Origin of the sequence: Pseudoxanthomonas koreensis (assembly GCF_010093225.1) — a bacterium.
Lineage (GTDB): Bacteria > Pseudomonadota > Gammaproteobacteria > Xanthomonadales > Xanthomonadaceae > Pseudoxanthomonas > Pseudoxanthomonas koreensis.
This window is the reverse complement of sequence record NZ_PDWM01000004.1, coordinates 55,361-68,015: the sequence shown is the minus strand read 5'-3', so window position 1 is coordinate 68,015 and position 12,655 is coordinate 55,361. Positions and strand designations below refer to the sequence as shown.

At 71.3% G+C, this 12,655-nt stretch carries 9 protein-coding genes and 1 tRNA gene; 3 read left to right on the top strand and 7 right to left on the bottom strand.

The window, feature by feature from the left end:
* Positions 1 to 25: 25 nt before the first annotated feature.
* Both CSC64_RS02380 and CSC64_RS02375 read right to left on the bottom strand, forming a co-directional pair.
* Positions 26 to 343 carry an I78 family peptidase inhibitor gene (locus CSC64_RS02380; RefSeq protein WP_162433734.1) on the bottom strand — a complete coding sequence of 106 codons (318 nt, stop codon included), beginning with the start codon at positions 341 to 343 and terminating at the stop codon, positions 26 to 28.
* A 95-nt stretch (positions 344 to 438) separates the two neighbouring features.
* On the bottom strand, positions 439 to 2,823 hold the full coding sequence (locus CSC64_RS02375; RefSeq protein ID WP_162433733.1) for a penicillin acylase family protein: 2,385 nt from the start codon (positions 2,821 to 2,823) through the stop codon (positions 439 to 441).
* Between the two features lie 175 nt (positions 2,824 to 2,998).
* Here CSC64_RS02375 and bfr point away from each other — a divergent pair, with 175 nt between their 5' ends.
* On the top strand, positions 2,999 to 3,490 hold the full coding sequence (gene bfr / locus CSC64_RS02370) for a bacterioferritin (protein ID WP_162433732.1): 492 nt from the start codon (positions 2,999 to 3,001) through the stop codon (positions 3,488 to 3,490).
* 90 nt (positions 3,491 to 3,580) lie between these two features.
* Here the strand turns inward: bfr and CSC64_RS02365 are convergent, their stop codons facing one another.
* The 4 genes from CSC64_RS02365 to CSC64_RS02350 all read right to left on the bottom strand — a co-directional run bounded on the left by CSC64_RS02365 (position 3,581) and on the right by CSC64_RS02350 (position 8,640).
* Positions 3,581 to 4,237 carry a thiopurine S-methyltransferase gene (locus CSC64_RS02365; RefSeq protein ID WP_162433731.1) on the bottom strand — a complete coding sequence of 219 codons (657 nt, stop codon included), beginning with the start codon at positions 4,235 to 4,237 and terminating at the stop codon, positions 3,581 to 3,583.
* A gap of 14 nt (positions 4,238 to 4,251) precedes the next feature.
* Positions 4,252 to 6,498, bottom strand: coding sequence for a DNA topoisomerase IV subunit A (parC, locus tag CSC64_RS02360; protein ID WP_162433730.1), 2,247 nt, complete (start codon positions 6,496 to 6,498; stop codon positions 4,252 to 4,254).
* 71 nt (positions 6,499 to 6,569) lie between these two features.
* Positions 6,570 to 8,390 carry an SLC13 family permease gene (locus CSC64_RS02355; RefSeq protein WP_162433729.1) on the bottom strand — a complete coding sequence of 607 codons (1,821 nt, stop codon included), beginning with the start codon at positions 8,388 to 8,390 and terminating at the stop codon, positions 6,570 to 6,572.
* A gap of 165 nt (positions 8,391 to 8,555) precedes the next feature.
* Positions 8,556 to 8,640 (bottom strand) — tRNA-Leu (locus tag CSC64_RS02350).
* A gap of 95 nt (positions 8,641 to 8,735) precedes the next feature.
* Between CSC64_RS02350 and rnr the strand changes: the two genes are divergently transcribed.
* The gene (gene rnr / locus CSC64_RS02345) at positions 8,736 to 11,213 is read left to right on the top strand and encodes a ribonuclease R (protein WP_162433728.1); all 2,478 of its coding nucleotides are present in this window, start codon (positions 8,736 to 8,738) and stop codon (positions 11,211 to 11,213) included.
* A gap of 86 nt (positions 11,214 to 11,299) precedes the next feature.
* Positions 11,300 to 12,046 (top strand): 23S rRNA (guanosine(2251)-2'-O)-methyltransferase RlmB, encoded by a 747-nt coding sequence (gene rlmB / locus CSC64_RS02340; protein ID WP_162433727.1) that lies wholly within the window; start codon positions 11,300 to 11,302, stop codon positions 12,044 to 12,046.
* Here rlmB and rnt read toward each other — a convergent pair.
* On the bottom strand, positions 12,043 to 12,639 hold the full coding sequence (gene rnt, locus CSC64_RS02335) for a ribonuclease T (RefSeq protein ID WP_238389724.1): 597 nt from the start codon (positions 12,637 to 12,639) through the stop codon (positions 12,043 to 12,045). The genes rlmB and rnt overlap by 4 nt on opposite strands.
* Positions 12,640 to 12,655 lie beyond the last annotated feature (16 nt).

Sequence of the window (12,655 nt, the reverse complement as noted above, 5' to 3'; positions counted from 1 at the left end):
ACCGTCGTGCGCCGATGATCTCGGCTCAGCCGCAGCTGACTGCGGTGATCTTGTTGTCCGCGCCGATATGCACGTTCACCCGGTCCGGCCGCAGGTCGCGGGTGACCGCCTGGCCGGGGGCGATCGGCCGGATCAGGCCGGCGCCGCTTTCGCGCCAGACCCGGGCGAAGACCTCTTCGTTGGCCGGCTGGCCGACCGCCCAGGCCACCGCGTCGGCGTTGCACGCGCCCGCGGCGGCGCCGGCGCGGCCCGGCACGCCGGGATCGGGCTGGACCGAGCTGCAGGCGGCGAGCAGGCCGGAGGCCAGGAAGAAAGCGGAAACAACAACGGTGCGTGCGGACATCGCGTGGCTCCTTGGTGGCGTGCGCCGGCAAAACGGTGGGCGGCGTGCGGAAGGCTCGCGCTGGACGGCCCCGCCGGCGGGGCGCGGTGCCGCGGTCATCGTCCGCGCGCGGGTTCCAGGGTGAGTGTATGCCTCGCCGTTCCGGGCAGGAATGGTGTCGGCCGGCCGTGCACCCAGTCGTCGTGGCCGGCGCCCCAGAACGGCGACAGCGGATGCCCGCTCTGCCCGCCGGGCATGTGCACGATGCCGTCGGCTTCGTGCCCGGGCGACACCACCATGCGTTCGGAGGCGCCGAAGGCCGGGCCCTGCACGCGCGGCATCGCGCTGTCGCCGGGCAGCGCGTCGGCCGGCATGCACAGCCGCGCGGCGAGGAAGCCGGGCAGCGCGTTGGCCAGCGGATGGCAGATCCGCGCCACGTTGCGTTCGCCCCAGCGGCGTGCGGACAGCGGTCCTTTCCCGGCCAGGTCGTCGCGCACCTCGCGCGCGGCGTCTTCCAGCAGCGCATCCCAGCTGGGGTAGCGGCGCGACAGCAGGTGCGCCGGGCGTTGCTGCAGCAGCGGCCAGGCCACGCCTTCCAGCTGCGGCAGGTCCGGCATGGCGAAGTCCTCGCCCAGCGCGGCCTGCGCCGGTGCGGTCAGGCCGTCGGCGATGCGCGCGTGCACGGCCAGGCGCCAGGCGCGCACCAGGCGGTAGCTGACCGATTCGACCGCGGCACGGCCTTCCCAGGTCGCACCCGCTTCGGCCAGCGCGCGCAGCGCCGAACCGGGCGGCTGCCGCCCCGCTTCGTCCTGCAGCAGCTGCCACCAGCGCTGCAGGAACAGGGCGCGGTCGTCGAGCTGGATCGCCAGCAGGTCGCGTTCGTCGAAACGCTCCTTCGCCTGCAGTCCGTCGCGGATCTGGTGGGCGCGAGCGCCGAGCGCGTAGCCGCCATCGCCGGCCACGGCCAGGGCCTCGCCGTCGAGCACGCGCGCGTTCGCGGTCCACAGCCGGTGTTGCGGCGGATCGGCGAGCACCGGCGACAGCGTGGTGCTGATCGTCCACGGTGCGCAGTCGTCTACCGCCGCCACCGTCTCCGCCATCGCCTGCAGCGGCGCTGGGCAGGCGCCGCCGCGTTGCGGCAACGGTCCGAGGATGCGCCAGGCGATGCGGCCGTTGCGGTCGCCGATCACCAGGTTCTGCGCGGGCGTGGCCGCCTGCGTGGCCACCGCCAGCGCGGCGTCCAGGTCGGCGGCCACGGCGAAATCGGCCAGGCGGAAGTTGAGCGCGCCGGGCTGGTGCGCGACCCAGCGCAATGCCAGCGCCGGGTGGTCTGCATCGGCCGGGTGCAGGATCGGGCCGAAGCGGGTTTCCGCCACGACCAGGGTCTCGGCGTCCGCTCCGGCGACCTCGATGGTTTCGCGGTGCTCCAGCACCGCTTCGCAGCCAGCTTGCGGCTCCGCCGCACAGGGACGCACCGGGTGCCAGTCGGCGGTGTCGGCGTAGCTGTTGGTGAAGCCCCAGGCCACGTGCCCGTTGCTGCCGACGATCACTGCCGGCAGGCCTGGCAGGCTGAAGCCGGACACGTCTACGTGCCCGCCTGGCGCGTCCGGGTTCGGATAGCGCAGGCGTACCCGGAACCAGATGTTGGGCGCGCGCAGGCCCAGGTGCATGTCGTCGGCGACGATCGCGCGGCCGTCGCCGGTGAGCGCGCCGGACACGGCCCAGTTGTTGCTGCCGGGCGTGCCCTTGTCGGCGAGCCGGTGCGGCGTATCGCCGGCAGGCATCGCCAGGGTGCGCAGGTCCACCTGCGTGGCCGCCGGCAGGGCCGCGTTGCCGCGCGCCTCGCCGGACAGCGGCGCGTCCCATTCGCTGCCGTCGTGCGCGAGCAGGTCGTACAGCGCCGGCGGCACGTGTTGCCGCAGTTTCCACAGGGCCAGTTCGCGCTTGTTCCCGGCATCCTGCAGGTCGAAGTACATCGCATACCCGGCCAGTGCCGAATCGGTGGCTTCCCAGCCGCGCGGCTGCTGGCGCAGCAGCAGGTAGGCCCAGGGCCGCACCTGCAGTGCGCCGAGCCCGGCGTTGACACCGTCTGTATAGGCCTGCAGCAGCGGCAGGCGCTCGCCGGCGAAGGCGTCGATCTGCGCCTCGGCGCGGGCCCGCATCCGGTGCATGCGCTGGCGCCGATCGTGCTTAAGCGCGACCGGCCCGAACAGCGCCGACAACTCGCCTGCGGCGCTGCGCCGCATCAGGTCCATCTCGAAGTAGCGCTCCTGCGCATGCACGTAGCCCAGCGCACGCACCGCGTCGGCATGGCTGCCGGCCTCGATGGTCACCACGCCCAGCGCGTCGCGCTGCACGGACACCGGCCCGGCCAGTCCTTCCAGCGCGCGATCGCCGTCCAGCGCGGGCAGGCTGCCACGCAGCAGGCCCCAGGCCAGCAGCGCCAGGAGCAGGACGAGCAGCAGCGACAACACGACGAGGCGTCGGATCCAGCGGAGCATGGTTTCCCCTTTGCATGGCCGCGGGCCGGCGGGCTCCGCTGCCGTGGATTATTCCACGGCGTGCGCGGGCCACGCCGGCGCGCCCGCCCGCGGCCAGTTGCGAGTGATTCCGATTGAAACACCGGACCGCGCTTTGCGGCACACTGCGCGCCGTGCATACCCGGAGCCGGCGACCATGAAAGGCCATCCCGAAGTCATCGACTGCCTGAAGGAACTGCTGCGCGGCGAACTGGCCGCACGCGACCAGTATTTCCTGCATTCGCGCCGTTACGAGGACCTGGGCCTGAAAGCCCTGTACGAGCGCATCAGCCACGAGATGCAGGAAGAGACCGAACACGCCGACGCGATCCTGCGCCGGATCCTGTTCCTGGAAGGCGACCCGGACATGCGTCCGCATGCGTTCACGCCGGGGAAGACCGTGGTCGAGATGCTCGAGGCCGATCTGCAGGTCGAATACCAGGTCCGCGCCAACCTCGCCGCCGGCATGAAGCTGTGCGAGCAGGAGCAGGACTACGTCAGCCGCGACATGCTGCTGGCCCAGCTGAAGGACACCGAGGAAGACCACGCCTGGTGGCTGGAGCAGCAGCTGGGCCTGATCAAGCGCATCGGCCTGGAGAACTACCAGCTGTCGAAGATCGACGGCGACGGCGGGCCGGCGCACGGCTGACTGCAACCGGGCAGGGGAACGGCGGGGCAAGCCCCGCTCTACGGGGGGCGGTTGCGGACGGTGCGGTAGACCGGGTGGTGCGATCTGCGTTCAGCGCCGCCGCAAGTTGTACACCGCGGTCGTCAGCGCGCTGGCGCCGCCTTCGCGGAAGCGCGGCTCCTGGGCGAGGATGTCGCGCCGTTCCAGCAGTTCGACCTCCCAGTCCCGCGCGAACAGGTCGCGCACTTCCGCTTCTTCCACCGAGAACGGCGGGCCTTCGATTTCCGCCTGCGGATACTCCAGGGTGACCAGCAGCCCGCGGCAGCCGCGTGGCAGCCGCGCGTACACCTCGGCCACGTAGCGCCGGCGCATTTCAGCTGGCAGGGCGACGAGCGCGGCGCGGTCGTAGACCGCGTCCATCGTGCCCAGCAGGTCCGCGGACAGTGCGAACACGTCGCCCGCGACCAGGTCGAGCGTGCCGGCGCGATGGTGCACTCCTTCGGCGTCCGCGTGGATGGCAGGCTGCAGCCCCGCCTCGGCGAAGAACGCCTGCACCGCCAGCGGCGACAACTCCGCGCCCAGCACTTCGTGCCCCTGCGCCGCCAGCCAGTGCATGTCCAGGGTCTTGCCGGCCAGCGGCACGAACACGCGGCCGCCGGCGGGCACGCCGAGGCTGGCCCAGTGCTTCCGCAGCAGCGGCATCACCTGGTCGAGGTGGAAGCCGATGCGGCCCTCGTTCCAGCGCTGCAACCAGAAATCGGATTCCATCGCGGTTCCTCGCGTCAGTCGACGGCCAGGCCGTCCACCTTCTGCCATCCCCGCGGCAGCAGCCCGCCACGCGTCGCGCGCGTGCCCAGGTATTCGTCCAGGTCCTTGAACGAGAGCGACATCGTCCGCTGCCCGCTGCGCACCTGCAGGGTCTGGCCCGGCGCCACCGCGGCCACCGCGACCACGCGCTCGGTGCCGAGCTTGGCCTTGGGGATGTCGATCAGCTTGTTGCCCTTGCCCTTGTCCAGCTCCGGCAGCTCGCCGGCGGGGATCGCCAGCAGGTGGCCGGCGCTGGTCACCGCCACGATCCGGTCGCGCTCCATGCTGGCCACCGCGGCCGGCTGCAGCACCTTCGCGTTCGGGGTGAGGTTGAGCATGGCCTTGCCAGCCTTGTTGCGGCCGGTGAGGTTCTCGAAGCGGGTCACGAAGCCGTAGCCGTGCGAGGACGCGAGCACGAAGCGGGTGTCGTTGTCGCCGCTGGCCATGGCCTGGAAGCCGGCACCGGCGGCCGGCGAGAAGCGGCCGGTGAGCGGTTCGCCGTTGCCGCGCGCCGAGGGCAGGGTGTGCACCGCGGTGGAATAGCTGCGGCCCTGCGAGTCGAGGAAGGCCACCTGCTGGGTGCTGCGGCTCTTCACCGCGGCCAGCAGCGAATCGCCTTCGCGGTACGACAGCCCGGCCGCATCGACGTCGTGGCCCTTGGCCGCGCGGATCCAGCCCTTCTCCGACAGCACCACGGTCATCGGCTCGCTCGGCACCAGCTCGGTCTCGTCGATCGCCTGGGCCGCGTCGCGCTGCACCAGCGGCGAACGACGCCCGTCGCCGAACTTCTTCGCGTCGGCCAGCAGTTCGTCCTTGACCAGCTTCTTCAGCTTCGCCTTGCTGTCGAGGAGGGCGACGATGCGCTCCAGCTCCTTCGCCAGTTCGTCCTGCTCGCCGCGGATCTTCATCTCCTCCAGGCGGGCGAGCTGCTTCAGCTTCGTCTCGAGGATGTAGTCGGCCTGTTCCTCGGACAGCCCGAAGCGCGCGATCAGCGCCGCCTTCGGCTCGTCCTCGGTGCGGATGATCCGGATCACCTCGTCCAGGTTGAGGAACGCCACCAGCAGGCCTTGCAGCAGGTGCAGGCGGCGCTCGACGCGTTCCTGGCGGTGCTTGAGCCGGCGCACCACGGTGTCGGTGCGGAAGGCCAGCCATTCGTCCAGCAGCGTGCGCAGGTTCTTGACCGCCGGCTTGCCGTCCAGCCCGATCACGTTGAGGTTGACCCGGTAGCTGCGCTCCAGGTCGGTGGTGGCGAACAGGTGGCCCATCAGCTGCCCGGCGTCGACCCGGTTGGAGCGCGGCACCAGCACCACCCGCACCGGGTTGGCGTGGTCGGACTCGTCGCGGATGTCCTCCAGCCACGGCAGCTTCTTGGCGCGCATCTGCGCGGCGATCTGCTCGATCACCTTCGATGGCGAGACCTGGTAGGGCAGGGCGGTGACCACGAAGTTGCCGCTGGCTTCCTTGGTCCAGGTGGCGCGGGCGCGCACGCTGCCGTTGCCGCTCTCGTACATCGCGCGCAGGTCGGCGGCCGGGGTGATGATCTCGGCGCTGGTCGGGTAGTCCGGGCCGCGCACGTGTTCGCACAGGTCGGCGACGCTGGCGTCGGGGTCGTCGAGCAGGCGCACGCAGGCGCTGACCACTTCGTTGAGGTTGTGCGGCGGCACGTCGGTGGCCATGCCGACTGCAATGCCGGTGGTGCCGTTGAGCAGCAGGTGCGGCAGCCGCGCCGGCATCCAGCTCGGCTCCTCCAGGGTGCCGTCGAAGTTCGGCACCCAGTCCACCGTACCCTGGCCCAGCTCGCCCAGCAGCACCTCGGCGATCGGGGTCAGCTTGGATTCGGTGTAGCGCATCGCCGCGAACGACTTGGGGTCCTCGGTGGAGCCGAAGTTGCCCTGGCCTTCGATCAGCGGGTAGCGGTAGGAAAACGGCTGGGCCATCAGCACCAGCGCTTCGTAGCAGGCCGAGTCGCCGTGCGGGTGGTACTTGCCGATCACGTCGCCGACGGTGCGCGCGGACTTCTTCGGCTTGGCCGCGGCGTTGAGTCCCAGTTCGCTCATCGAATAGATGATGCGCCGCTGCACCGGCTTGAGCCCGTCGCCGACGAAGGGCAGGGCGCGGTCCAGGACCACGTACATCGAATAGTCCAGGTAGGCGCGTTCGGCGTACTCGCGCAGCGGGATCTGTTCGAAGCCGTGGAAGGTGGGGCGGATGGTTTCGGTCATTGCAGGGCGAAGCGGCGGGACAGGGCGTCGATTCTACCCGTCCTGCCCGTCCGCCTTGCCGCCCGCCGCTCTCAGCCGGCCGCGCCCGGCAGCAGCGGGCCGCCCAGCCACAGCCAGCGCGCCATCCAGGCCGTGGCCAGGGCGATGGCGGTGGTCAGCGGCACGCCCACGCGCAGGAAGTCGCCGAAGGTGTACTGCCCCGGGTCCAGGATCAGCAGGTTGCCGTGGTGGCCGATCGGGGTCAGGAACGAGGCCACCGCGCCCATCGCGGTGCAGACCACGAACGGGGTCGGCGGCAGGCCCAGGCCCTGCGCCAGGGCCAGGGCGATCGGCGCCAGCAGCACGGTGGTGGCCGCGTCGGACAGGACCTGGGTCAGCAGCGCGGCGGCGCCGAACATCACCAGCAGCAGCACGAACACCGGCCACCCGGCCGCGTGCCCCTGCAGCAGGTCGGCCACCAGCTTCGCCGTGCCGGTCTGTTCCATGGCGATGCCCAGCGGGATCACGCCGGCGATCATCACGAAGATGCGCACGTCGATCTGCTGGTAGGCGCGCTCGATCGGCACGCAGCGGCTCAGGACCATCGCCACCGCGCCGGCGAGGAAGGCGATCTGCGGCGGCAGCAGCCCGGTGGCGGCGGCGGCCACGGTGGCGGCCATGATCGCCAGCGCCACCGGCGCGCGCCGGCGCGGCTTCTGCTCGCCTTCGAACGGCAGCAGCATCAGGAAGCCGTGGTGCGTGGCCAGCGGCGCGAAGTCCAGCTGCCGGCCCCACAGCACCAGCAGGTCGCCTTCGGCCAGGCGCACACCGGAAAGTTCGCCGTGCAGCCAGCCCTCGCGCCGCCACAGGCCGACCACGACCACGCCCAGTGTGCGCAGGAAGTCGATGTCGGCCACGCTGCGGCCGATGAATTCGGAGTTCGGCGCGACCACCGCCTGCACCAGCTGTTCCTCGCCGAGCACTTCGGTGCGGCGGTCGTCGCTGGGCTTGTCGCCGTACTTGGCCACCGCGTACAGGGCCAGCCCGGGTTCGCCGCTGATCGAGGCGATGCCGTCGGGCGAGGCGCGCACCAGCAGCACGTCGCCGTCTTCCAGCGGGCTGCCGGCTTCCTGGCGCTGGCGGCGCACGCCGTGGCGCAGCCAGTCCACCACCTGCAGGCGCCCGGCGAAGGTCGTCTCGAACGCTTCGCGGGTGCGGCCGATCCACGGCGAACCCGGCTCGACCAGCAGTTCGGTGTAGTAGCGGTCCAGGCGCAGTGGGTCGGACGGGGTGGCTTCGCCCATGCGCCGCGGCAGCAGCCAGCGGCCCAGCAGCATGTAGGCCGTGCCCAGCAGCACCAGCACGAGGCCGATCGGGGTGATGGCGAAGATGCCCAGGCCGGAGCCGTCGGCGCGCTTGAGCAGGTCGCCGGCGAGCAGGAAGGCCGGCGCGCTGAACAGGGTCAGGGTGGTGCCGAGCGAGGCGGCCAGCGACATCGGCATCAGCAGCCGCGAGGCGGCCAGCTTCTGCTCGCGTGCCAGCCGCATCAGGATCGGCAGCATCATCGCGGTGACCATCACGTGGTGCGAGAACGCGGCCAGCAGCGCGGTGGCCGGCATCACCACCGCGATGGTGCGCCACTCGCTGCCGCCGGCGGCGCGGCCGATCGCGGCGCCGATGCGGTCGTTGATCCCGGTCGCCGACAGCCCGGCCGAGAGCACGAACACCGCCGCCACGATGATCGCCGGCTCGCTGGAGAAGCCGGCCAGCGCCTGCTTCGCATCGAGGATGCCGGTGAGCGCCAGCGCCAGCAGGGTCAGCATCGCCACCACGTCCACGCGCAGGCGGCCGCTGACGAACAGCGCCAGCGCGGTGCCCAGGATGAGGAGGAAGACGATCTGCTGTGGATCCATGCGTGGTCGCGGGACACGGGGCTGGAACCGGACATCGTAGCCGGCCGTGGCGGTCGCCGTGGCGCCGCTGGCGCGGGAATGCCGGTCCCGGAAACGAAAAAACCCCGCCGGAGCGGGGTTCCTGCTGTTCCGTGCTGTCCCTCGGGACGTTCCGGAACTCTGTCTTGGTGCCCAGGAGAGGACTCGAACCTCCACGGTTTTACCCGCTAGTACCTGAAACTAGTGCGTCTACCAATTCCGCCACCTGGGCAGGTGAGGCCGCGCATTCTGGGGGGTCGGCGAAATCTTGTCAACGCCTCGGCGGCTGCGCGCGGCGGAGGCGGAGCGGGGGTGTAGGATCGTGGCATGAAGAACAACGGCAATCGCGGCGGGAAGGCCGCGGGCGGCTCCGGCCGCAAGGGCGCCGGCGCCACGGGCACGGGCAAGGGCGCAGGCAAGGGTGCAGCGAAGGCCGGCAAGGCGGCGGGCAAGCGCCAGGCGGCGCCAAAGCTGCCCCCGTGGATGCCGGAACCGCCGCCTGGCGCGGGCTCCGGACGCACGGCGAAGACCGCGCCACCGCCACGCGCACCGTCGCAGCCGCGCGGCCGCTTCCACGACCCGCACGCTGCGCGCGAAGCCGACCGCTACGCCAATCCCATCGCCAGCCGCGAGGCCATCCTGGCCACGCTCGACCAGGCCGAAGGCCCGCAGACGGCCGAGGACCTGGCGCGGCTGCTCGGCCTCACCGAGGCCGATCGCTTCGATGCCCTCGGCAAGCGCCTGGGCGCGATGGTCCGCGACGGCCAGCTGATCCAGAACCGGCGCGGCGGCTTCGCCCCGGTCGAGGCCACCGACCTGATCGCCGGCACGGTGATCGCCAACCCGGAAGGCTTCGGCTTCCTGCGCCCGGACGCCGGTGGCGGCGACGACCTGTTCCTGCCGCCGTACGAGATGCGCAAGGTCATGCACGGCGACCGCGCGCTGGCCAACGTCACCGGCATCGACCGCCGCGGCCGCCGCGAGGGCAGCATCGCCCGCGTGCTTGAGCGCCGCGTCTCGCGCCTGATCGGCCGCTTCGGCAGCGAGGCCGGGATCAGCTTCGTGGTCCCCGACGACCGCCGCATGCAGCGCAACGTGCAGGTGCCGCCGGACGGCACCGGCGGCGCGCGCGAAGGCCAACTGGTGGTGTGCGAACTGGTCCAGGCGCCGGATGCGCGGCGCCCGCCGATCGGCAAGGTGGTGGCGGTGCTGGGCGACAGCCTCACTCCTTCGCTGGTGGTCGAGGCGGCGATCCACGGCCACGACCTGCCGCACGAATTCCCGCCGCAGGTGCTGGACGAGGCCACCGCGGTGCCGCTCACGGTCGAGCCGGACATGATCGGCGACCGCGTCGACCTGCGCGCCACCCCGCTGGTGACGATCGACGGAGAGGACGCCAAGGACTTCGACGACGCGGTGTACTGCGAGGTCAACAAGGCCGGCTTCCGCCTGGTCGTGGCCATCGCCGACGTCTCCCACTACGTGCGCCCCGGCGCGCCGCTGGATGAGGAGGCGCAGAAGCGCGCCACTTCGGTGTACTTCCCCGGCTTCGTGGTGCCGATGCTGCCGGAGACCCTGTCCAACGGCATCTGCTCGCTGAACCCGAAGGTCGACCGCATGTGCTTCGTCTGCGACATGCAGGTGGACCACGACGGCGAGGTGACCCGCTCGAAGTTCTACGAGGCGGTGATGAACTCGCACGCGCGCCTGACCTACACCCAGGTGTGGAAGGCGGTGGGCGAGGACGACGCCGAGGCCCAGGCGCAGGTCGGCGCGCTGCTGCCGCACGTGCAGCGGCTGCACCAGCTCTACCAGGTGCTGGCCAAGGCGCGCGCGCGGCGCGGTGCGATCGAATTCGAATCCTCCGAGGTGCGCTTCGTCCTGGACAACCGTGGCGAGGTCACCCAGGCCGGGATGCTGCTGCGCAACGACGCGCACAAGCTGATCGAGGAATGCATGATCGCGGCCAACGTCGAGGCGGCGCGGTTCCTGCTGAAGGCGCACATCCCGGCGCCGTACCGCATCCACGAGAAGCCGCCGGAGGCCAAGTACGCCGACCTGCTCGAGTTCCTCAAGGAATTCAAGCTGTCGATGCCGGCGTGGAGCAAGGTCACCCCGGGCGATTTCACCCGGTTGCTGAAGAAGGTCCGTGACCGCGCCGACGCGACCCTGCTCGAGTCGGTGCTGCTGCGCAGCCAGAGCCTGGCGGTGTATTCGCCGGACAACGCCGGCCACTTCGGCCTGGCGCTGGAGGCGTATGCCCACTTCACCTCGCCGATCCGCCGCTACCCGGACCTGCTGGTCCACCGCGCGATCAAGCACGGCCTGTCGAAGCAGAAGCCGGAGGCGTTCCGCTATTCGGCGCGCGACATGGCCGCGCTGGCGCTGCAGTGCTCCGAGCGCGAGCGCCGCGCCGACGAGGCCGAGCGCGAGGTCGACGAGCGCTACCGCGCCGCGTGGATGGAAAAGCACGTCGGCGGGCAGTTCGACGGGGTGATCAGCGGGGTGACCAGCTTTGGCCTGTTCGTCGAGCTGGACCAGTCCAAGGTCAACGGCCTGGTCCACGTGACCCAGCTGCCGCACGACTATTACCACTTCGACGCGGTGCGCAAGACGCTGTCGGGCGAGCGCCGTGGGATGCAGTTCCGGCTTGGCGACCGGGTCCGGATCATCGTGCTCAAGGCGAGCATGGAGGACCGAAAGATCGATTTCCGCCTGGTCGAGGACAAGGAAAAGGACGGTGGCGGGCTGCCGCCGCTGCCACCCCGCGGCCAGCCGGCGAAGCGGGCCAAGCAGAAATACTGAGCGCGGGGCGTCCGGTTCTGCGGCCGTAGCGTCGGGATGCGCGGCCGGTGCGATAATGCCGGCCTTCCCCCGGCGGCACGCGCAGCATGAGCAGCAAGCAGAACCAGTGGATCGTCGGCGTCAACGCCGTGGCTTCGGCCGTCGAGCACGACGCCGAACACGTGCGTGAGGTGCTGGTCGAGTCCGGTGGGCGCAACCCGCGCCTGGTCGAGATCGAGGAGCAGGCGCGGCGCCGCGGGATCGAGGTGCGCAGGGTCGCCACCCAGGCGCTGGACGGGATCGGCGGCAACGTCCGCCACCAGGGCGTGGCCGCGCGCTACGCCGCGGCGAAGACCTGGGACGAGCACGAGCTGGCTGGCCTGGTCGAAGCGGCCGAAGGCCGGGCGCTGCTGCTGGTGCTCGACGGCGTGCAGGACCCGCACAACCTCGGCGCCTGCCTGCGCAGCGCGGCGGCGGCCGGCGCCACCGCGGTGGTGATCCCCAAGGACAAGTCGGCGCCGGTGAACGCCACCGTGCGCAAGACCTCGGCCGGCGCCGCCGACCGCCTGCCGGTGGTGTCGGTGACCAACCTCTCGCGCACGCTGCGCGAGCTGCAGAAGCTGGGCGTGTGGATCTACGGCCTGGCCGGCGAGGCCGAGCCGGACCTGTATTCGCTGGACCTCAAGGGCAATGTCGCGCTGGTGCTGGGCGGCGAGGCCGAAGGCCTGCGCCGGCTCACCCGCGAGCACTGCGACGGCCTGGTGCGGATCCCGATGCCGGGCGAGATCGAGAGTCTCAACGTCTCGGTGGCCGCCGGCGTGTGCCTGTTCGAGGCGGTGCGGCAGCGCGGCTAGCCCGGCAGCGGCGACGGCCAGGCGTTGGCGATGCGGCAGAACAGCTTCGCGGTCTGCTCGGCGTCGTACACCGCCGAGTGCGCGTCGTCCGCGTTCCAGTCGAAGCCGGCGGCCTGCATCGCGCGCGCCAGCACGGTCTGGCCGTAGGCGATTCCGGCCAGGGTCACCGTGTCGAACACGCTGAAGGGATGGAACGGGTTGCGCTTGTGCCCGCTGCGCGCGACCGCGGCGTTGACGAAGTTCAGGTCGAAGTGGGCGTTGTGCCCGACCAGGATCGCGCGCTGGCAGCCGTGCCGGCGCACCGCGGCGCGCACGTGGTTGAACACGTAGCCCAGGCCGTCGCGTTCGGGCTTGGCCAGGCGGAACGGGTGGTCCAGGACGATGCCGGTGACTTCCAGCGATTTGGGGTCGATCTCGGTGCCCGGCGCGGGGATGAAATGCGCGCTGGCGGTCTTGCCGGGAACGAACAGGCCCTGTTCGTCCAGCTCGATCGGCACCGCGGCCATTTCCAGCAGCGCGTGCCGGTTCCAGTCGAAGCCGCCGGTCTCCACGTCCACCACCACCGGCAGGAAACCACGGAAACGGCGCGCCATCGCGCCCGGCGGGCCG

Coding starts and splice junctions, on each gene's coding strand:
- CSC64_RS02380 (WP_162433734.1), bottom strand. CDS start 343: ATGTCCGCACGCACCGTTGTTGTTTCCGCTTTCTTCCTGGCCTCCGGC.
- CSC64_RS02375 (WP_162433733.1), bottom strand. CDS start 2,823: ATGCTCCGCTGGATCCGACGCCTCGTCGTGTTGTCGCTGCTGCTCGTC.
- bfr (WP_162433732.1), top strand. CDS start 2,999: ATGAAAGGCCATCCCGAAGTCATCGACTGCCTGAAGGAACTGCTGCGC.
- CSC64_RS02365 (WP_162433731.1), bottom strand. CDS start 4,237: ATGGAATCCGATTTCTGGTTGCAGCGCTGGAACGAGGGCCGCATCGGC.
- parC (WP_162433730.1), bottom strand. CDS start 6,498: ATGACCGAAACCATCCGCCCCACCTTCCACGGCTTCGAACAGATCCCG.
- CSC64_RS02355 (WP_162433729.1), bottom strand. CDS start 8,390: ATGGATCCACAGCAGATCGTCTTCCTCCTCATCCTGGGCACCGCGCTG.
- rnr (WP_162433728.1), top strand. CDS start 8,736: ATGAAGAACAACGGCAATCGCGGCGGGAAGGCCGCGGGCGGCTCCGGC.
- rlmB (WP_162433727.1), top strand. CDS start 11,300: ATGAGCAGCAAGCAGAACCAGTGGATCGTCGGCGTCAACGCCGTGGCT.
- rnt (WP_238389724.1), bottom strand. CDS start 12,639: ATGGCGCGCCGTTTCCGTGGTTTCCTGCCGGTGGTGGTGGACGTGGAG.